This is a genomic window from Bradyrhizobium sp. 18BD, assembly GCF_054185225.1.
This window is the reverse complement of the sequence record NZ_JAVAYL010000022.1, coordinates 28913-48396: the sequence shown is the minus strand read 5'-3', so window position 1 is coordinate 48396 and position 19484 is coordinate 28913. Positions and strand designations below refer to the sequence as shown.

Sequence of the window (19484 nt, the reverse complement as noted above, 5' to 3'; positions counted from 1 at the left end):
TTTGCAGCACCCCCTGACTATTTTTGACCGCTTGGAGGGGCTTGCCGTCCCGGGATAAACTCACGCGCAACAAGCGGGCGGGCGGCCGGGTTCGGCGCGGTTCGTCCGCCGTTGGAAAGTAGAGATGAGAGCAGTGAAATTCGTCGGCGCCGTGTTCGCCGCCATCATTGTCGTGATCGCGCTTCTGCTCGTGGTCGGGATCCCATCGGGCTTCCTGACCTCGACAATTGCCTCGCGCGTCGAGAGCGCGACCGGCTATCGCCTGTCGATCGACGGCACCACCAAGATCAGCCTGTGGCCGACATTGAACGTCACGCTGAACGATCTCGTCCTTGCCGACCCCAAGGACCGCAGCGGCATCACGCGCCTCACGATCGACAGCGTGCAGGCCGACATGTCGCTCTCGAGCGTGTGGTCGGGCAGCCCGAAGATTAGCGAGCTCGTCGTCACCCATCCGGTGCTCTACCAGCCGCTGCTGCGTGAGCGCCTGCCGAATGCCGGCGCCTCGTCGAAGCCGCTCGCGCTCGATGCGGGCGGAGCGACCATCGACCGCGTCAAGATCACCGACGGCGAGGTCGCCTTCTCGCGGCTGCGCGATCGCGTCGAGGGCCGCATCAGCGCCATCAACGCCGATGCCGTTGTTGGCCGGGATCGGAAGGTCAACATCACCGGCACCGCGCGCGTCGGTGAGCACCCGACCAAGTTCGACATCAAGGCGGCGGCGCCGGCGCCACCAACTGATCGGCCGACGATCCCGGTTGATTTCGCCATCGACATGCCCGACGTGCTGAAGTCCCAGCTCGCAGGTCATGCCGAGATGCGGCTCAATGGCGATCTCGTGATGATCAACGGCGTGAACGGCACGCTCGGCGATGGCGCGTTCAACGGCTGGGCCTCGGTCGACATCGCGAGCAAGCCTCTGGTCAAGGTCGATCTCGACTTCCAGCGGCTCGCGATCCCCTTGGCGAAATCGCCGCAGGGCGCGTCTGGACAGCCCTGGAGCGATGCGCCGATCGACGTCTCCGGACTCAATTACGTCGATGCACAGATCAGGCTCTCCGCGAACGAGGCTGTGATCGGCGATGCACGTCTTGCGCCGCTCGCGCTCGATGCAAAACTCGCCGGCGGCGTGCTGAAGGCCGGCACGGCCAATCTCGGCGCCTATGGCGGCCAGGTTTCGGGCGAGGTGATTCTGGATGCGACCACCGGCGCGCCGAGCTTTGCGATGCATTCCGACCTCGTCAATGTGCGCGCGCTGCCGCTGCTGCAGGGCCTCGCCGAATTCGACCGCATCGACGGCAAGCTGCAGGCCAAGCTCGCGCTGCGCAGCGCCGGCACCAGCCAGCGCGCACTGATGGCGAACATGCAGGGGACGGCCTTCGTCACGTTCCAGGACGGCGCCATCCGCGGCATCAATGTCGCGCAGATGATCCGCTCGTTGACCTCGGGCACGCTGTCCGGCTGGCAGGAGAGCCAGGAGCAGAGCACCGATCTGTCGCAGCTCTCGGCCTCGTTCCGGATCGACAAGGGCCAGGCGGTGACGACCGATCTCAATCTGATCGGCCCGCTGGTGCGTGTGACGGGCGCGGGCACGATCGCGCTCGACACCAAGATGATGGGCTTTCGCGTCGAGCCCAAGCTGGTGATGACGACCGAAGGCCAGGGCCGCACCTCCGATCCTGTCGGCTTCGGCATCCCCGTGATGATCCAGGGCAGCTGGTCGCAGCCGCGGATCTACCCTGACATGGCCGGCATGCTCGACAACCCCGATGCCGCCTATGCCAAGCTGCGCGAGATGGGCAAAGGCCTGTTCGGACCTGACGGCGCCGGGCTTGGCAACATTTTGGGCAGCCTCGGTAACCTCGGGCTCGGCGGCGCGACCGCGCCGGGCGGCAATGCGGCCGGCAATGCCAATCCGCAAGACCAGCAGCCGGGGCAGAACAATCCGCTCGGCGGACAGCTGGGCGAGGCGATCGGCAATCTGATCCAGCAGGGGCTTTCGAGCGGCGCGGCGACCGGCACGGGCACCGGCCGCAGCCGCAGCCTGCCGGCTGCACCATCGACACCGGGGCCACAGGCCTCGCCCGCGCCCCCGGCCCAGACGGACCCGCCGACGGCGCAGCAAGACAGTCAGCCGATGAACGACGTGCTGCGGCAGCTTTTCAATCGATGATGGGCGGACCAACGCTCTGGACTCCACGCCAATCCCTTACATCGGCCGTCCCGCCCGCGGCTTCCTCCGAACGGATGAGGCTGCGACAATTCAGCACCCTGCCGCACCGGACGTGACGCTGACGGCGGGTAACCACGCCGCCGGTCCACCCGTCCCCCGTCCCAAATTGTGGTAGAAGGACGGCTGGGCTCGTACGGCCCGTAGCGCCGGCGTCGATGGCGGCGCAAGAGGATGGGTATGGCAGGAGCGAACGACAAGACACGGTTTCTGCGCGAGGGCCTGTTCGCCAAATACGTCGTCTCCCTCGTCGGCCTCGTCGTGTTCGTGCTCGCCGTCAACGGCGCGATGGAGACGTGGATCTCCTATCGCGCGACCAAGACATCGCTGACCGGCGGGCTGGAGGACAAGGCGCAGGCCGCGGCCCGGCGGATGGAACAGTCGATCTCCGAGCTCGAGCGCCAGATCTCCTGGGTGACGCGGGCGAGCCAGGACACGCTCGAGAAGCGCCGCGCCGACTACGCCCAACTCCTGCACCAGGTCTCGGTCGTCCACCAGCTGTTCCAGCTCAACGGCGACGGCCGCGAGGTGCTGCGCGTCTCGCGCCAGTCGACCACCACAGGCAGCAATGCCGACCTCTCCCGCGACGTGCGCTTCACCGACACCGTCGCGCGCGGCGTCAGCTACGCGCCGGCCTGGTTCGTCGACCGCACGCCGTTCATGTCGATCTCGGTGGCGCATTCCGGCTTCAATGCCGGTGTCACGGTCGCCGAGCTCGATCTCAGCTTCCTCTCCGACTTCCTGTCCGACACCCAGGTCGGCAAGGCGGCCTTCGCCTATGTGGTCGATCCGCGCGGCCGCGTGCTGGCGACATCGTCGAAGGGCCCCGATGTCGGCAAGGATTTGTCGAAGCTGCCGCAGGTGGCGGCCGTGATTTCGCCCGGCCGCGAGCCCGACACGTCGGGCACCGATTTCAACGGCCATTCGGTGCTGACGGCCGCGAGCACCGTGCCGAAGCTCGGCTGGAGCGTGCTATTCGAGCAGCCGACCACGCAGGCGCTGACGCCGATCCGCGACCAGCTCGTGCGCATCGCGCTGCTGATCGGCATGGGCCTGCTGGTCGCGATCCTCGCCGGCACGCTGCTCGCCCGCCGCATGATCATTCCGATCACGGCGCTGCGCGACGGCGCGCACAAGCTCGGCGAAGGCGATTTCAACCATCGCATCGACGTTCACACCTCCGACGAGCTGGAGGATCTCGCCGGCCAGTTCAACCGCATGGCCGGCCAACTCCAGGAGACCTATTCCAATCTCGAGACCAAGGTGGACGAACGCACCCGCGATCTCGCGCAGTCGATCAACGAATTGAAGGTGCTGGAAGAGGTCGGCCGCGCCGTCGCCTCCTCGCTCGATCTCAACGCCGTGCTGCCGACCATCGCCGCGCGCGCGATCGAGATCACCCACGCCGACGCGGTGCTGATCTACGGCTACGACGCCGAGGCGCGCCGCTTCAACCTGGTCGAATCCAACGGCATCGACAAATCGGCCGAGGGTGCGCATGTCACGATCGGCGAAGGCGAGAACATTCTGAGCGATGCGGCCGCTCGCTGCGAGCCGATCGCGATTGCCGACCTCGACCATGCCGCCGAGCAGCCGCTGCGCGATGTCGCCGTCAATGCCGGCTTCCACTCGGTGCTGGTGGTGCCGCTGGTCGACCAGCAGGGCACGCTGGGCTCGCTGGTGGTGCTGCGCCGCGCCAGCGGCGAGTTCGCAGGCAGCCTCATCGGGTTGATGCGCACCTTCGCTAACCAGGCGGTGCTGGCGATGCGCAATGCGCGGCTGTTCACCGAAGTGGACCACAAGAGCCACGCGCTGGAGGCCGCGAACGAGACCGTGCGCGCCCAGGCCGACAAGCTGCGCGAGCAGACCGAGCAGCTCAAGGACTGGAACAAATCGCTGGAGGAGCGCGTCGCGACCCAGCTCGGCGAGATCGAGCGCATCCGCAAGCTCGAACGTTTCCTGGCGCCGCAGGTGGCGCAGCTGATCGCCTCCTCCGACAGCCCCGAGGGCTTGCTCACCAGCCAGCGCCGCGAGGTGACGGTGGTGTTCTGTGACCTGCGCGGCTTCACCGCATTCACGGAAGCGACCGAGCCGGAAGAGGCGATGAACGTGCTGCGCGAATATCACGCCGCCCTCGGCAAGCTGATCTTCAAATATGAGGGCACGCTCGACAAATATGCCGGCGACGGCGTGATGATCCTGTTCAACGCGCCGATCCAGTTCGAGGACCACACCCAGCGCGCCGTGAAGATGGCGGTGGAGATGCGCGACACGATCGGCCCGCTGACCGAGCGCTGGCGCAACCGCGGCCACAGCCTCGGCTTCGGCATCGGCATCGCGCTCGGTTATGCCACGCTCGGCCAGGTCGGCTTCGAGCAGCGGCTGGAATATGCCGCGATCGGCAGCGTCACCAACCTCGCCTCCCGCCTCTGCAGCGAAGCCAAGCCCAACCAGATCGTGGCCAGCCGCCGCGTCTACGGCATCGTCGAGCCCTTCGTCGAAGCCCGCGCCCTCGACGATCTCCAGCTCAAGGGTTTCAATCACCCCGTGCTCGCGATGGAGATCTTGAGCTGGCACGACGAAGCGGAGACCGTTATGGATACCTCCGCGGCAAGGCGGCTGGGGTAGCCAGAAACAAAAAGTGCGAAAACAACCCCATGCACAGTAGACAGGGTCTTTGGAATCAATGACTTGCGCGGGTGGTGGCGCGGTTTGACTCGTCGGGCAAAACACCGGCAGAATGGCATGATCTCCCGCCCTCCCCGCACGAACCACATCGCTGCTCCCAGCGACTAACCATCGCCTCAACGACGAGGCCGGATTCGGATGGGAGAGAGCTGTGGCGTTTGCCTTGCCTTCGCGCGCGTATGATTTGCAGATGCTGGACCGTCCCGCCGATCGCGAGCGCGACCAGGGCTGGGTCTATGGTCTGCCGCCGGGCATCAGCAGCGAGCAATGGCCGCTCGATCCCATCACCGGCTTTCCGCTGATGCACGGCTTTACGCTAAAACTGCCGGAGGATTATCGCGTACATGGCGAGGACATCGTCGCGGTGTCGTTCTTCGCCACGGCGCCCGATCACAATGACGGCGGTGCGCCCGATGATCCCGAGATCCGCGAAGCCGTGATGGCGCGTGCCTCGCATCCGCGGCTGTCGCGGATGACCGACATTCTCGACTACGAATATGCCGCGCTGCTGCTGACCAGCCGCGAATACGAAGGCGCGTTCGCAACGCCGCCAGCGCCGCTTGCGCTCGCGACAGCCGACCGGCCGCGCTGGCTCGACGTCGGCGGCGCCAGTGCGTTCTTCGAGGCCGCAGCGCCTTACGCCAAGAAGATGTTCGCCGCGCCGCCGCGCAACGATCTCGGCGAGACCCGCGCGATCGCGCTGACACCGCGCGCGACCGATCCCAATGCCGGCAAGGGCCCGCAGGACGAGCACACGCGGCGGAATTCACCGACTGGCTATCAGCCCTATTACTACTATGTCGGCGGTGTCCCGAGCCGCGACAATTTCCGCCTGCACGAATGGGGCCAGGACCACGCGCACAACCATCTCGGCGGCACCATGCGGCCCTGCCAGGCCGTGCCGGAGATGAGCCCGTTCTATATCGAGTTCGAGGAATATTTTGGCGGCTACAATTTTGGTGGCGGCAATGCGCAGCTTGATTTCAGGGATATGAAGTTCGACTGGGCGTGTGGGTGATCACGCCCCGCGCTTCGGCCCCATCGCCTCGAAGCCGGCCTTCTGCTCGTCGCTTAAGTCCGCCTCGAAATCATCGAGCGCGTCGCTGACGCCCTTGACCGATTGCAGCATCGTTTCCAGCCGTGCCTTCACGGCGGTGAGGCGGGCCTGCGGTGTCGCGGCGGATTTGGTGGGGCAGGCGCTCAGTGTCTCCATCGTGCGCAGCGTGGTGTCCTGGAGCACGTCGAGGCGGGCACGGGCGGTGTCGTCGAGCTTGAGCGTGGACGCGATGTCAGCGGGCCATTGCTGCTGAATGAGCTGCTCATATTGGCGCTGGGCCTGCACATCGTAGCGCGGATCATAACCGGCCTCGCAGGCGGCCGGCGTCTGCGCGTCCTTGGGCTGGCCCGCCGCAAGCGCGGCGCGGCGCTCCTTGGCCAGCCCGTCGAGTTTTGCCTTCTGGTTGTCGTCGAGGAGGCCCTCGAATTTCGCGAGCGGCGGCGCGATCGTGTCGGTTGCCTTGATCATGGCCTCGAGCCGGGCCTGCATCAGTCCGAGACGCTCCGCTGCGGTCGCGGGCACCTGTGCCGGGCAGGCCGCGCGAATGCTGTCCTGAGCAGTCGTCCAGGCGGCCACGAGTTGGTCGAGCGCGGTACGCTGCAATTCGTTCGGCTGCACGGCAGCAGTGATACGGTCCGCGGGGAAGCCAGCGGGGTCGCCGGCATCGCAGATGTTCTGCGCCGACGGCACCTTGCGCGCGCGCCGGCCTTGCGGCGCCGTGTAGGCGGCGAGCTCGGTCGCCGCATAAGGCGCGAAGATTGCGGCGTAGATGTCACCATAGCCGTAGAGCGAGAGGCTGGTCGTATCGGCGAAGATGACGGAATTGGTGAGATCGTCGTGGGCGAACGGCCAGAATACCGGGCCGGCCCAGCCGTAGCTGCCGTCGGGATGGCGCCACCAGCCCTGCGGATGGCGGCCGCCGCGCCAGCCCGACAGCGCTGCCTGCGCCGAGAGCGCCGCGCGCAGGATGTAGGGATTGGATTGCTGCTCGCGGCCGGCGCCGCGGGGGTCCTGCGATCGCAACGCCGCCGAACGGTAGCGGCCGCCCCGCACCGCCATGCGGGCATGACGCAATCGCGACATACCGATCACGTGGCCGACGGCAAATCGCGCGACACCGAGCGGCCCGCCGCGGATCCCGAATTGCGCCTCGGCGTTGTCAGGCAACAGCACTGCCGCAATCACGAGAGCCGCACCGGCCAATGCCAGTCCCATGCGTCCCGGAATGACCGCTGACCTGTCCACCTTGGCCCTCCTCCAGCGCCAAGCGCGCAGCACCTCGCATCACGAAGACGCGCGGAGGAACCAAATGTTCCCTGGGAACACAGCAAAACGTCGCAACCCGCAACTCGCACGGCCGATTGCGATGTCACTGCATCTTCCGTGGCAGCACGAAGGTCTGGCCGGGATAGATCAGGTTCGGGTTGTGGATCTTGTCGCGGTTGGCGTTGTAGATCACCGCGTAGCGATTGCCATCGCCATAGGCGAGGCGGCTGAGGGCCCAGAGGCTGTCGCCGCGGGAGATCACCCGGCTTCCGCCCGCCTCCGCCGGTGGTGCCATGGTGAGCGCGTCGGCCGGAGAGGCCGATGCGACCGTCGTGGCGGCGGGCGCGCGCGCCATGCTCCTCGGCTTCGGTGCCGCCATCATTCTCGGCCGGGCCGCAGACCTTTCAGGCACCGAAGCCAGGCGCGGCGCCGGCAAGGACGCCACAATATCCGATTTCTCGTCCGGCTTCTCGGCCTGCTTCAACTCTTGCTTGGCGGCGGGCAGAGCCACGCGCGCCGTGGGCGGTGCGGCTTCGGCGATCGTCACCGGCATGGTGCGGCTGGACTGCGTGACGGTGCCGTCAGGTGCCTTCGCGCGCAGCGTCAATTCATAGGAGCCGGCAGGAAGCTGCGGCGGGGTCATGACGAACTGGCCCGACGCATCGGCCACCACACTGTCCAGCGGCTTGCCGTCGCGCAGCAGTTCGACCTTCGAACCCGGCACAGCCCGGCCCGCGATCACGGCCGCCTCGCCATGATCGTCGACGCGCGCGACGTCGAAACGCGGACCGGTGTCCGCAACGGTCGGCTCCGGCTTGGCCGGCGCGATATCGGCGAGCGCTGCGACCTGCTTCTGGGTCTCCCCCAGGGCGCCCGTCTTCGGCGCGTCGGGCGCCGCCGGCGAGGCGGACGGCGTAGGTGGTGCAACCGCGGCGAGCTTCGGCTCTTCGGCCTTCTTGGGTTCGACCTTGAGTTCGGCCGCGGCTTTGGGCTCGGCTTTCAGCTCAGGCTTGGCGACGACCGCGACCTCGGTGCCCGTCCCGCCCGGCAGTAGACGGCGTAACTCGGTTGGCCCGATCACCAGAACGGTGCCGACCACTGCGAGCAGACAGAATGCAATGAAGGCCTTGGATGCAGTGATCATCGGTCGCCGAACCCTTAAGTCTAAGTCGCAAATCAACTCCGGCAAATTGCGCCGTTTTGGCCACGGCAGCAAGACGGCCGATGGGATGATCATCCCGTTTTGCCGCCGCACGCCGCGGATGAACCGACGAGGCCCCGTGCGCGTCAAATGATCGAAGCCGCAGCTCGGCACGTGTATTTTAAGGATTTTCCCGTGACCTCCTTTTCCCGCACCGCGCCATGGCTGGCGCTCGCCTTGACCTTCGCCGCCTCCCACGCGCTTGCCGCGTCCGGCCCGCCGCCGGGTTTCGTCCTCAGCGACAATGCCGACCTCGCCTTCACCTCGCCCGACGGTGCCACCAAGCTCGAGCAGTACATGAAGGACAGTGAAGACCTTTTCGAGGTCAAATGGCAGGTCTGGGCGCGACGCGGCGATCAGATGACGGAGCTGAAGCCGGAGCAGGGCTATGGCGCCGGCTTCCGCTTCACCAGCGACTCGCAGTGGCTGGTGCGGATGCAGAAGACCGGCTCGGGCTCGCAGGACCTGTTTCTCTACCATGTCGAGAACGGCGCCTTCGTCAACGCAACGAAGAAGTCGCTCAGCGATCTCGCCTGGGACTATTTCCACAGACGGCCCGACACGAAGAGGATGAAGCTCAACTACCACATCTCGGCCAATCTGATGAAAGGCACCGAGGATGCTTATCGCTGGCTCGGCGTCGACTGGCCGAACAACCGCTACCTCCTGATCTCGCTGTCGGGTGCGATGGACAAGCATCCCAAGAACGTCGCCGTGAAGGGCCTGGCGGACTGGACATGCCGCTATGACCTCAAGACCGGCAAGTTCGACGTGCCGGAGATGTTCGCCAAGGGCAATTCGGAGGCGTTGACCTGGGAGATCAAGCGGTGAAGCTTCGTAGGGTGAGCAAAGCGGCTTGTCAGCCGTAGCTCGAAGGGCGAAGGCGGAAACGTGCCCACGACCTCTATCCAACGCAGACAGATCGTGGGCCGCCTTCGCGCCTTTGCCCACCTTACGGGACTGCACCTCTCCGCGGGCTAATCAACCCCACGGAACCACCCCCCTGATTCCGCACCGATTCATATTTTCCTAACCCTTGCTGGTAACGGGCTCTTGTCGGTTTTGCTGCATCTTGCATCCCACGGGAGGGCTGTATGGGCGCATCGATCCGATGGACCGCGCGACTGCGCGCGTTGCTTCGCCGTTGGCGCGGGGCACCGCTGACATGGCTGATCGTCGGCGGCTTCGTGCTGATGGCCGCGACTGCCATCGGGACCGCACTCACGGTCGATCGCTTCCGCCAGAATGCAATCGAAAGCGGCCGCGACACCCTTGAAAGCGCCGTCCGCCTGCTGGCCCGTCATTTCGACCGCGAGTTCGAGGATTTCGCGGTGCTGCAGAAGAGCGTCATCGCGGAACTCGAAAGCCACGGCATCACCTCAGCCGATATGTTCCGCAGCGAGATGGGCACCCTTGCGATGCATGAGGTGCTGCGCGCAAAGGCCAGCGGCTGGTCCGACGTCGCCGGCGCCAACGTGTTCGATTCCAATGGCGTGCTGATCAATTCGTCGCGGCGCTGGCCAGTCGCCGACATCTCGGTCGCCGACCGCGGCTATTTCAACCACCTCCGGAACGACCCGGCTTCGCAGGAAGAGATCGAGGTCGTGCCAAGCCGGTTGGGCAACGGCCCTGCCATCGTGCTTGCGCGGCGCATCTCCGGCCCGCACGGCGAATTCCTCGGCATGGTGTCGCGCGCCATCGCACCCGAACAGCTCGAATCCTTCTTTGCCTCGACCGGGCTCGGCGAGGAATCCTCGATCGCGATGCACCACCAGAACGGCCAGCTGCTCGCGCGCATCCCGCATGTCGACGAGATGATCGGGCGCAACTACCGCACCGGCTCGCCCGAGCAGATCGCCGTGTTCGAGCGCACCTTCGTCACGACCAAGCTCGCGAGCCCGATCGACGGCAAGGACCGCATCGTCGCCTCGCGCCTGCTGACCGGCGTGCCGCTGGTCGTGGTCGCGACGAGATCGCTGGACGCGACGCTCGCCACCTGGCGCACGCAGACGAAATTCTTCGTCACCGTCGCCGTGCTGTCGATCGGCCTTCTGGTGCTGACGCTGTTCCTGATCTTCCGCCAGATGACGCACCGGCTCTCGGTGGAGAAGCAGCGGCTCGACACCGCGATGAACACGATGACGCAGGGCCTCCTGATGTTCGATCAGGACGAGCGCCTGATCGTCTGCAATCGCCGCTACATCGAGATGTACCGCCTCTCCACCGACATCGTGAAGCCCGGCGCCTATTTCCGCAACGTGATCCAGCATCGTTACGACGCCGGCTCGTTCGAGGGCGATGTCGACGCCTATTGCGACGGCATCCTTGCCAGCGTCGACCAGACCCACAGCGCGATCGTCGAGACCGCCGACGGCCGCCTGATCGAGATCAAGAACCAGCCCGCCACCGCCGGCGGCTGGCTCGCCACCCATGACGATGTCACCGCGCGCATCCGTGCCGACGAGCGCATCGCGCATATGGCGCATTACGACGCGCTGACCGACCTGCCCAACCGCGTGCTGATGCGCAGCCATCTGGAGCGCCGCGTCGCGGAGCTCGCCGAGGGCAAGCCGTTCGCGATCCTCTATATCGACGTCGACGAATTCAAGGGCGTCAACGATTCACTCGGCCACGAGGTCGGCGACGAGCTGCTGCGCCAGGTTGCCAATCGTCTGCGCGCCTGCGTCAGCGGCAACGATCTGGTGGCGCGGCTCGGCGGCGACGAATTCGCCATCATCAAGGCGGGTACAAGCGACCAGGCCGAACTCGCAGCGCTGGCGGACAACATCCTCAAGGCGCTGCGCACGCCCGTGAACTGCAAGGGTCAGGAAATCCCGACCGATGCCAGCATCGGCATCGCGATCGCGCCCGAACACGGCGACAATCTCGACGATCTGCTCAAGCGCGCGGATCTCGCGATGTACGCCGCGAAAACGGAAGGGCGCGGCACCTTCCGTATCTTCGTGCCCGAATACGACGCCAAGGCGCGGCAGCGCCGCCAGCTCGAGCTCGATCTGCGCCAGGCGCTCGCGCGCGGCGAGTTCGAGGTGCACTACCAGCCGCTGGTCGATCTCGCGGCCAATGTCGTCACCGGCTGCGAGGCGCTGCTGCGCTGGCGTCATCGCGAGCGCGGCATGGTCTCGCCCGCCGACTTCATCCCGGTCGCGGAAGACACCGGCCTGATCGGCGAGATCGGCGAATGGGTGCTGAAGCAGGCTTGTCACGAAGCCGCCTCCTGGCCCGGCAACATCCACATCGCCGTCAACGTCTCGCCGGTGCAATTCCGGTCGCGGTCGCTGGCCCTAAAGATCGCAGCCGCGCTCGCCGAGTCGGGCCTCGCGCCCGGGCGGCTCGAGCTCGAGATCACCGAAACCGTCCTGATCCGCGACGACGATGAGGCGCTGACGATCCTCCAGCAGCTCCGCGACCTCGGCGTGCGCATCGCGCTCGACGATTTCGGCACCGGCTATTCGTCGCTGAGCTATCTGCACCGCTTCCCGTTCGACAAGATCAAGATCGACCGCAGCTTCATCAGCGATATCGGCCAGTCCGAAGACTCCTCGCCGATCGTGCAGGCCGTGGTGCACATGGCCGCCGCCCGCCACATGGCGACGACGGCCGAAGGCGTCGAGACCGAAGCCCAGCGCGAGGTGCTGCGCCAGCTCGGATGCAGCCAGATGCAGGGCTGGCTGTTCAGCCCGGCGGTGCCGGCGGCGAAGCTGAAGCAATTGCTGTCGAAGCAGCCGGTGGCGGCTTAGCGGCCGATCGCGATCAGCCGAGCGCCAGCGCCAGATGAATGACCTGCGGATCCCGGGTTGCCGCCCGACGAAAGCCGAGCCGATCGAAGACACGGCGCATCGCCGCGTTCTCCGGCAACACCTCCGCGGTCAGTTCTTTCAGGCCGGCCTCGCGCGCGAGCACGATGAGGTGCTTCGCCAGCAGCGAGCCGATGCCGCGCCCCTGCCAGGCATCGATGACGACAAAGGCCATTTCTGCGGACATGGACTCGGAGTTGGGCTCCGACATGATGTAGCGGCCGCCGCCAATGATGGCGGCGCGGCCCTCATGCGGCGCGCAAGCAACCAGCGCCACGTGGCTTTTGAAATCGATCTGCATGAAGTAGGCACGCTCCTTGTCGGAGATATGGCGCTTCGGCGCGAAGAAGCGCGTCAGCAGCGTTCGCGCGCTCACCTGATCGAGCGCGGCCAGCATGCCGCCCTCGTCATCCGGCCGAAGCGAGCGAATCTCGACAGGCGTGCCGTCACGCAGTTCCTCGCGGCAAGTGTAGTTTGCAGCATCCATCATGAGCCGGTCCGTTTCGGTGGATCAGGCCCATCTGTCGCTGGCACCGCTTGATTTGAATCAAGTCTGGCGGGGAATGACCTCACGGCCGGATCAAGGACGTTCCGCCTCAGGCCGGCGCGGTGGGAACGATTGCCGGTTTTTCCCGTTGAAGCCGCGCAGGCGACCCGGCGCCCCGCGTGTCGCGATGCGAGCCGGGATCAGACGAGCAATGAGAGAGAACGATGACGAAGCTTTTCGGACTGGCCGCGACCGTCGCACTGATCGCAACGATGGGTTCATCCTCGCCGGCTTCGGCCCGGCTGGGCATGGCGCCGCCGGCCGCCGCGCAGGACGATGCCGTGATCCAGGTCCGCGGCGGCCATGGCCACGGTCATCACGGCTGGCATGGCAATCGCGGGCATCACTACGGCTGGTACCGTGGGCGCGGCAATTGGCGTCATCACCACTATTGACCAGTCCGAGATTCCGCAATCCTGAATGAACGACAAGACATTGCCGCGCGCATCTTGCATTCGCGCGGCTGTTCCATATCTCATCGGCATGATGAAGCTCACACTCGTTCAGGATCACGCCATCCAGGCGCTCGTCGCGGGCGCCGTCGGCGCCGAGACATTCGATCGCGTCTTCGCGGGCATCCGCTTCGACGAGGTCGAGGGCACGATGCTCTACGCCTTCGCCAGGAACGAGGACGTCGCCTCCGACATCGAGGACAGCTACTCGCCTGTCATCGCTGCAGTCGCGTCGCGGGTGCTGGGCAAGCAGGTCGACGTCGTTGTCGTGATGCCGAAGGTTTTGCAGTAGGGCCCGGTTTCAATAACCCGGCCGACTGCTGCTTCACTCAGTCAACGAATGCTGCAAGCTCCTCGGGCGCGCCCGACGGAAACGCTTCCTTGAGGCAGTCGAGGAACGCGGAGACGCGCGCGCTCAGCAACCGGCGCGATGGATAGAGCGTCCAGAGAGCGATCTCGGGCCCGTCGACATCCCCCCAATGCACCAGCCTGCCGGCCGTCAGGTCGCGACTCACCAGCGAGACGGGGAGCCGCGCAGCGCCGACACCCGCTCGGACGGCATCGCGGATCATGATGAGCGATGACAGGCGAAGCACCGGTTCGACCGCGATACGCTGGTGTCCGCCTGTCGTGGCCACATCCCAGCCTGGCGTCACATCGCCGGTCTCGCGCACCACGGCCGGCACGGCACGATCGCCGGCATGGCGAGCGAGGGTCGGACCCGCCACGACCACCAGCCGATCGCGCAGAAAGATTCGTCCGACCAGCGTTTCGTCCGGGTCCGGATTGACGCGGATCACGAGGTCATAGCCTTCCTCGATCATGTCGACGGCGCGATCTTCCGTCGTGACCTCAAGCCGGACCTCCGAATATCTAAGCGCGAACAGGGCGGCCAGCTTTCCCATTGCGGTCTGCGAGAACAGCAGCGGCACGCTGATCCGCAGCCTGCCGCGCGGCCTGTCGCCGCCGGAGGCGATGGCTGTTGCCGTCTCGTCGAGTTCAGCGAGCAGCCGCGCCGTCCGCTCGTAGAGTGCCCGCCCCTCCTGCGTCAGTTTCAGGTCGCGCGCGCCGCGCTCGAACAAGCGCAGGTCGAGGCTGCTCTCCAGCTCCGAGACCCGCCGGGACAACGTCGCTTTCGGACGACCGGAGGCGCGAGCGGCCCGGCCAAAGCCTCCGTGCCGGGCGACCAGATTGAAGTCAGCGAGTGCAAGCAGGTCCATCCGTTCCACCAATGAGACACTAGGTCTATAATTAGCGTCTATCGGCTCGAATGTGGATCACTAATTTGCGGGTGTCTTCTCAACCCAAACAGGAGTGACCCCCATGACCATCCTCGTGACCGGCGCCACCGGCCGTGTCGGCCGCCACGTTGTCCAACAACTCGTCAAGCGCGGCGCCGACGTGCGCGTGCTGTCCCGCGATCCTGCGAAGGCCGAATTTCCGGCCGGCGTGACGGTCGTGAAAGGCGATCTGCTCGATATCGACTCGCTGCGCACCGCGTTCAGCGGCGTCAGCACGCTGTTCCTGCTCAATGCGGTGACCGGCGACGAATTCACCCAGGCGCTCATCACCCTGAACATCGCCCGCGAGTCCGGCGTCGATCGGCTCGTCTATCTGTCGGTGATCCACGCCGACCGCTTCGTGAACGTGCCGCACTTCGCGGTGAAATCAGGCGCCGAGCGGATGATCGAACAGATGGGCTTCAGCGCCACGATCCTGCGTCCGTCCTACTTCATCGACAACGAGCTCATGATCAAGGATGTCATCCTCAACCACGGCGTCTATCCGATGCCGATCGGCAGCAAGGGTGTCGCCATGGTCGACACGCGCGACATCGGCGAAGTCGCGGCGATCGAGTTGATCCGGCGCGAGCGCGCTCCGGGTAAGCTGCCTCTCGAAACCATCAACCTGGTCGGCCCCGATACGCTGACCGGTTCGGACGTCGCCAGGATCTGGTCGGACATCCTGAAACGCCCGGTCGTCTATGGCGGCGATGATCCCACCGGCTTCGAGCAGAATCTGGCGGGCTTCCTGCCGAAGTGGATGGCCTACGAAATGCGCCTGATGGCCGAACGCTATGTCAGCGACGGAATGATCCCCGAGGACGGCGACGTCGCGCGCCTGACCAGGATCCTGGGCCGTGCGCCGCACTCCTACCGCAGCTTCGCGACACAGATCGCGGCGACCGCCGCAAATCCAGCCTGACGTCGGCGCCAAACACGACGATGCTTTGAACCAACCCCGGCCGCCGCCACGACGCAGCGTCCGGGGAATTTTGCGCGTGCATAATCTCACTTGCGTCATGACGCTGCTGCAGATCGCCAGCAACGCACCGACGCGTGACCTCTCAATAAATCCACGCTACGCTCCTCCGACAAGAACAAGAGGAAGCGCCAATCGTGTACGACTACATTATCGTGGGCGGCGGCTCGGCAGGGTCCGTGCTGGCCCACCGACTCTCCGCGAAGAGTGCCAACAAGGTCCTGCTGTGCGAAGCCGGACAGGACACGCCACCCGGCAACGAGCCGGCCGAGATCAGGGACAGCTATCCGGGCACGGCCTATTTCGATCCGCGCTTCCACTGGACCGAGCTCAAGGTCACGACGCAGGTCGTCAGCCACAACAATCCGAACGAAGCGCGTCCGCCTTTGCGCAAATACGAGCAGGCGCGCGTGCTGGGCGGCGGCTCGTCGATCAACGGCCAGATGGCCAATCGCGGCGCGCCGACCGATTACGATGAATGGGACGCCCGCGGCGCCGAGGGCTGGACCTGGAACGACGTGCTGCCGTTCTTCAAGAAGGTCGAGCGCGACCTCGATTTCGACGGGCCGTATCACGGCAAGGACGGCAAAATTCCGGTGCGCAGAATTCCGCGAGAGCACTGGACGCGGCACTCGCAGGCGTTTGCCGATGCCTTCCAGCAGGCCGGCCATCCATTCCTGCCGGACCAGAACGGCGAATTCGTCGACGGCTTTTTCCCGGTGACGCATTCCAACCAGGCCGAGCAACGTGTCTCGGCCGCGATGGGCTATCTCGACCGCGACACGCGCAAGCGCGCGAACCTGACGATCTCCACCGGCACGCAGGTGAGAGAGCTGCTGTTCGAAGGCACGCAATGCGTCGGCGTGAAAGCTGTCGTCGACGGGCGCGAGCAGGAATTCCGCGGGCGCGAGATCATTCTCTCCAGCGGCGCCATCCATTCGCCGGCGCATCTGCTGCGCGCCGGCATCGGTCCGGTCGGCCATCTCAAGGACATAGGTATCCCGGTCCGGATGGGGCTGCCGGGCGTCGGCCAGCGCCTGATGGACCATCCCTCGATCTCGCTGTCATCCTTTGTCCGCCGCGGTGCGCGGATGAACGAGCACACCAGGCGTCACATGCAGCTTGGCCTTCGCTACTCCTCGGGGCTGTCAGGCGTGCCGAAGGGCGACATGTTCGTCGTGCTGCTCAGCAAATCCGCCTGGCATGCGGTCGGGGAGCAGATCGGCTCGCTGCTGACCTTCGTCAACAAGACCTACTCGGAGACCGGACAGGTCAAGCTTGCATCGCGCGATCCCACAGCCGAACCGATCGTCGAGTTCAACCTGTTGTCCGACCGGCGCGATCTCGAGCGGCTGATGAGCGGCTTCCGCAAGATGGCGGCCATTCAGATGAGCGACATCGTGAAGAAGGTGACGGACAAGCCGTTCCCGGCCGCCTATACCGACAAGGTCCGCAAGATCGGCGTGGTCAACACCAGGAACAGAATCCTGACCAAGATCGCCGCGACGCTGATGGACGGGCCGGCGGCGCTGCGCCACTACATGATCGACAATTTCGTGGTCGAAGGCTTCACCTTCGACCAGGTGATCAACGACGACGAGGCGCTGGAAGCCTTCGTGCGCAAGGCGACCATCGGCGTGTGGCACGCCTCCTGCTCATGCCGCATGGGCCGAGCCGACGATCCGATGGCGGTGGTGGACAACCAGGGCCGCGTCAAGGGCATCCAAGGCCTACGCGTCGTCGACGCCTCGATCTTCCCGGTTGTGCCGTGCGCCAACACCAATTTTCCGGTGCTGATGTCGGCGGAGAAGATCGCAGCGGCGATGGTGCAGTAACTTCGTAGGGTGGATTAGCGAAGCGTAATCCACCACTTCTGTCCTCGCGGAGACGAACATTGGCCGGCGGACTGCGCTTCGCGCAGCCGTGGGCTAACCCACCCTACGGATCTCAGACCTACGGCGCGCCAGCAAGATGCAGACTCATTTCACCTGTTTCGCCGCCTGGATCTCGACGAACTCGGCGTCGGGATGCGTGACGATGGTGGCGAACATGATGCCGCTGATGATGAGCGACCAGGCGGTGTTCCAATAAATCCAAAACACGTACCAGCCTCCGTTTCGGTGTCCTCCGCCCGCAAGAGCTGAGATAACGGCGAAAGAAGGCTTGCCGTTCCCGAGCGATCCTGTGACCGGGGCCTGCGATTTGAGCAGGCGAAGCGCAACGCTAATCAAGTTTGTCAGCGAGACCTTGCAATCGGTTTAACCGGTGTGGCGCTTTGCCACGACATCCTCATCCCCTTGCCTGTGAACGAGTTCATAGAAACGCCGCCGGTTGCAGTGCACGATGGTTGCCGCGCACCGGCGCATTCATTGGACGGACGGATTTGCCCTGATGCGGAAACGACTCATCGCCTGGACCATTTTGACCTGCGCGCTGCTGGCCGTCGCCGTGTGGACCGTGCTCGGACCGCCGGACCACCCGGCCGGGCCGCATCTGCCCTCCCGCGACCTGACGGCGGCGGTGCGATAAATCATTGCTTCGACGCCTTTGGCAACCGATACAATTTCAGCATCGATCGATCTTAATTGGAATTTGGTGCGGTGACGCGCCTGGCGCTATCCTCTGCGACAAAATGACAATGCCGCACGGCCCAAGGACGGCCAAGGAGGAGCCCATGTTGAGACCGACACATCGCAGCGCGCGCCACGCTGCGATCGCCACCACCCTCGCTTTCCTCACCCTCATTCCGGGAGTCCGCGCCGGCATGGCCGAGACCTTCGCCTATGTCGGCAATGCCGACAGCAACGACATCAGCGTGTTCAAGCTGGCCGACAGCGGCGAGATGACGCCGGTGCAGACCGCAGCCTTCACCGGCGTCGAAAAGGCCGGCGCCTCGACGCCGCTCGCGATCACGCCCGATCACCGCGTGCTGATTGCCGGCGTGCGCTCGCAGCCGTTCCTTGCCGTGAGCTTCGCGATCGATCCCAAAACCGGACAGCTCAGCCATATCGGCAATGGACCGCTCGCCGACAGCATGGCGAACATCGCGACCGACCGCGGCGGCAAGGTGCTGTTCAGCGCCTCCTATGGCGGCAACAAGGTCGCGCTGAATCCGCTTGCCGCGAACGGCGTCGTGGCCGAGCCGAAGCAGGTGATTCCGACCGGGCTGAACGCCCACGCCTTCCTGCCCGCGCCTGACAACCGTTTCGTGTTCGCCACCAATCTCGGCTCGGACCAGGTGCTGAGCTTCGCCTTCGATGCCGCGGCGGGCACCCTGACGCCGAGCGATCCGCCAATGATCAAGGTGCCGGAGAAGTCTGGGCCGCGGCACTTTGTGTTCCACCCCAATGGCAAGTTCGTCTATCTCATCCACGAGCTGAACGGCGACCTCGCGGCGTTCGCCTACGAGGCCAAGAGCGGCGCATGGGACGAGATCCAGCGCACCACCGCGCTGCCCGAAGGTTTTAACGGAAAGCCGTGGGCCGCCGACATCCACATCACGCCGGACGGCCGCTTCCTCTACGCCTCCGAGCGCACCACCAACACGCTCACCGCCTACAAGGTCGACGCGACAAGCGGCAAGCTGACCACGATCGGCAGCGTGCCGACCGAGAAGCAGCCGCGCGGCTTCAACATCGATCCCTCCGGCCGCTACCTCGCCGCGGTCGGCGAGCTCTCCGACGGCATGACCGTCTACGCGATCGACCAGAGCAGCGGGGCGCTTACCAAGCAAAAATCCTATCCGACCGGCAAGAAGCCGAACTGGGTGGAGTTCTTGACCCTGCCGTGAGGGCACTTTCTGACCTTCCCTCCAGCGGAGGGTCAGCGACGCCGAACCTTAGCGCGTCTCCCAAAGACTAATTGAACAGGCGGCATCGCGCCGCCTGCGCTGCGGTATTCTCATCCGGCCGGACCATGGCCCACCGCTAGCGCTTCTGCTATCGATGAGGCCGTCAGGGCCCCAAC

At 65.5% G+C, this 19484-nt stretch carries 16 protein-coding genes; 11 read left to right on the top strand and 5 right to left on the bottom strand.

The window, feature by feature from the left end:
* The first annotated feature begins 124 nt into the window (after positions 1 to 124).
* The 3 genes from RAD16_RS32265 to RAD16_RS32255 all read left to right on the top strand — a co-directional run bounded on the left by RAD16_RS32265 (position 125) and on the right by RAD16_RS32255 (position 5936).
* Entirely contained in the window at positions 125 to 2173 is a 2049-nt protein-coding gene (locus RAD16_RS32265) for an AsmA family protein (RefSeq protein WP_458161866.1), read from the top strand.
* Positions 2174 to 2410: 237 nt separating this feature from the next.
* The gene (locus tag RAD16_RS32260; protein WP_458161865.1) at positions 2411 to 4858 is read left to right on the top strand and encodes an adenylate/guanylate cyclase domain-containing protein; all 2448 of its coding nucleotides are present in this window, start codon (positions 2411 to 2413) and stop codon (positions 4856 to 4858) included.
* A gap of 250 nt (positions 4859 to 5108) precedes the next feature.
* Positions 5109 to 5936, top strand: a complete 828-nt coding sequence (locus RAD16_RS32255; protein WP_458161864.1) for a hypothetical protein — start codon at positions 5109 to 5111, stop codon at positions 5934 to 5936.
* On the opposite strand, the gene RAD16_RS32250 is transcribed toward RAD16_RS32255, so the two are convergent.
* Complete coding sequence (locus RAD16_RS32250) at positions 5937 to 7190, bottom strand: Spy/CpxP family protein refolding chaperone (protein WP_458161962.1); 1254 nt, start codon at positions 7188 to 7190, stop codon at positions 5937 to 5939.
* A 154-nt stretch (positions 7191 to 7344) separates the two neighbouring features.
* The gene (locus RAD16_RS32245) at positions 7345 to 8385 is read right to left on the bottom strand and encodes a LysM peptidoglycan-binding domain-containing protein (RefSeq protein ID WP_458161863.1); all 1041 of its coding nucleotides are present in this window, start codon (positions 8383 to 8385) and stop codon (positions 7345 to 7347) included.
* Positions 8386 to 8577: 192 nt separating this feature from the next.
* On the opposite strand from RAD16_RS32245, the gene RAD16_RS32240 reads away from it, so the two are divergent.
* Both RAD16_RS32240 and RAD16_RS32235 read left to right on the top strand, forming a co-directional pair.
* The gene (locus tag RAD16_RS32240) at positions 8578 to 9273 is read left to right on the top strand and encodes a hypothetical protein (RefSeq protein WP_458161862.1); all 696 of its coding nucleotides are present in this window, start codon (positions 8578 to 8580) and stop codon (positions 9271 to 9273) included.
* Between the two features lie 263 nt (positions 9274 to 9536).
* Positions 9537 to 12200, top strand: coding sequence for a bifunctional diguanylate cyclase/phosphodiesterase (locus RAD16_RS32235; protein WP_458161861.1), 2664 nt, complete (start codon positions 9537 to 9539; stop codon positions 12198 to 12200).
* Between the two features lie 13 nt (positions 12201 to 12213).
* Here the strand turns inward: RAD16_RS32235 and RAD16_RS32230 are convergent, their stop codons facing one another.
* Positions 12214 to 12744: an N-acetyltransferase family protein gene (locus RAD16_RS32230; RefSeq protein ID WP_458161960.1), complete on the bottom strand. Its 531-nt coding sequence runs from the start codon at positions 12742 to 12744 to the stop codon at positions 12214 to 12216.
* A gap of 224 nt (positions 12745 to 12968) precedes the next feature.
* Here RAD16_RS32230 and RAD16_RS32225 point away from each other — a divergent pair, with 224 nt between their 5' ends.
* Together RAD16_RS32225 and RAD16_RS32220 are read left to right on the top strand one after the other, a co-directional pair.
* Complete coding sequence (locus RAD16_RS32225; protein WP_458161860.1) at positions 12969 to 13199, top strand: hypothetical protein; 231 nt, start codon at positions 12969 to 12971, stop codon at positions 13197 to 13199.
* A 25-nt stretch (positions 13200 to 13224) separates the two neighbouring features.
* Positions 13225 to 13548: a hypothetical protein gene (locus RAD16_RS32220; protein WP_458161859.1), complete on the top strand. Its 324-nt coding sequence runs from the start codon at positions 13225 to 13227 to the stop codon at positions 13546 to 13548.
* Between the two features lie 37 nt (positions 13549 to 13585).
* Here the strand turns inward: RAD16_RS32220 and RAD16_RS32215 are convergent, their stop codons facing one another.
* Positions 13586 to 14476: a LysR family transcriptional regulator gene (locus RAD16_RS32215; RefSeq protein ID WP_458161857.1), complete on the bottom strand. Its 891-nt coding sequence runs from the start codon at positions 14474 to 14476 to the stop codon at positions 13586 to 13588.
* Positions 14477 to 14579: 103 nt separating this feature from the next.
* On the opposite strand from RAD16_RS32215, the gene RAD16_RS32210 reads away from it, so the two are divergent.
* Together RAD16_RS32210 and RAD16_RS32205 are read left to right on the top strand one after the other, a co-directional pair.
* The gene (locus tag RAD16_RS32210; protein ID WP_458161856.1) at positions 14580 to 15461 is read left to right on the top strand and encodes an SDR family oxidoreductase; all 882 of its coding nucleotides are present in this window, start codon (positions 14580 to 14582) and stop codon (positions 15459 to 15461) included.
* Between the two features lie 194 nt (positions 15462 to 15655).
* On the top strand, positions 15656 to 17353 hold the full coding sequence (locus RAD16_RS32205; RefSeq protein WP_458161855.1) for a GMC family oxidoreductase: 1698 nt from the start codon (positions 15656 to 15658) through the stop codon (positions 17351 to 17353).
* A 144-nt stretch (positions 17354 to 17497) separates the two neighbouring features.
* Here the strand turns inward: RAD16_RS32205 and RAD16_RS32200 are convergent, their stop codons facing one another.
* On the bottom strand, positions 17498 to 17620 hold the full coding sequence (locus RAD16_RS32200) for a hypothetical protein (protein WP_326896569.1): 123 nt from the start codon (positions 17618 to 17620) through the stop codon (positions 17498 to 17500).
* A gap of 289 nt (positions 17621 to 17909) precedes the next feature.
* Here RAD16_RS32200 and RAD16_RS32195 point away from each other — a divergent pair, with 289 nt between their 5' ends.
* Both RAD16_RS32195 and RAD16_RS32190 read left to right on the top strand, forming a co-directional pair.
* Positions 17910 to 18047, top strand: coding sequence for a hypothetical protein (locus RAD16_RS32195; protein ID WP_458161854.1), 138 nt, complete (start codon positions 17910 to 17912; stop codon positions 18045 to 18047).
* A 145-nt stretch (positions 18048 to 18192) separates the two neighbouring features.
* Entirely contained in the window at positions 18193 to 19308 is a 1116-nt protein-coding gene (locus RAD16_RS32190) for a lactonase family protein (RefSeq protein ID WP_458161853.1), read from the top strand.
* Positions 19309 to 19484 lie beyond the last annotated feature (176 nt).

Excerpts from the sequence above, each read along its gene's own strand:
- RAD16_RS32210 (WP_458161856.1), top strand. The coding sequence starts at position 14,580 with ATGACCATCCTCGTGACCGGCGCCACCGGCCGTGTCGGCCGCCACGTT.
- RAD16_RS32215 (WP_458161857.1), bottom strand. The coding sequence starts at position 14,476 with ATGGACCTGCTTGCACTCGCTGACTTCAATCTGGTCGCCCGGCACGGA.
- RAD16_RS32235 (WP_458161861.1), top strand. The coding sequence starts at position 9,537 with ATGGGCGCATCGATCCGATGGACCGCGCGACTGCGCGCGTTGCTTCGC.
- RAD16_RS32260 (WP_458161865.1), top strand. The coding sequence starts at position 2,411 with ATGGCAGGAGCGAACGACAAGACACGGTTTCTGCGCGAGGGCCTGTTC.
- RAD16_RS32220 (WP_458161859.1), top strand. The coding sequence starts at position 13,225 with ATGAACGACAAGACATTGCCGCGCGCATCTTGCATTCGCGCGGCTGTT.
- RAD16_RS32190 (WP_458161853.1), top strand. The coding sequence starts at position 18,193 with ATGTTGAGACCGACACATCGCAGCGCGCGCCACGCTGCGATCGCCACC.
- RAD16_RS32225 (WP_458161860.1), top strand. The coding sequence starts at position 12,969 with ATGACGAAGCTTTTCGGACTGGCCGCGACCGTCGCACTGATCGCAACG.
- RAD16_RS32250 (WP_458161962.1), bottom strand. The coding sequence starts at position 7,190 with ATGGGACTGGCATTGGCCGGTGCGGCTCTCGTGATTGCGGCAGTGCTG.
- RAD16_RS32230 (WP_458161960.1), bottom strand. The coding sequence starts at position 12,744 with ATGGATGCTGCAAACTACACTTGCCGCGAGGAACTGCGTGACGGCACG.
- RAD16_RS32255 (WP_458161864.1), top strand. The coding sequence starts at position 5,109 with ATGCTGGACCGTCCCGCCGATCGCGAGCGCGACCAGGGCTGGGTCTAT.
- RAD16_RS32245 (WP_458161863.1), bottom strand. The coding sequence starts at position 8,385 with ATGATCACTGCATCCAAGGCCTTCATTGCATTCTGTCTGCTCGCAGTG.
- RAD16_RS32195 (WP_458161854.1), top strand. The coding sequence starts at position 17,910 with ATGCGGAAACGACTCATCGCCTGGACCATTTTGACCTGCGCGCTGCTG.
- RAD16_RS32265 (WP_458161866.1), top strand. The coding sequence starts at position 125 with ATGAGAGCAGTGAAATTCGTCGGCGCCGTGTTCGCCGCCATCATTGTC.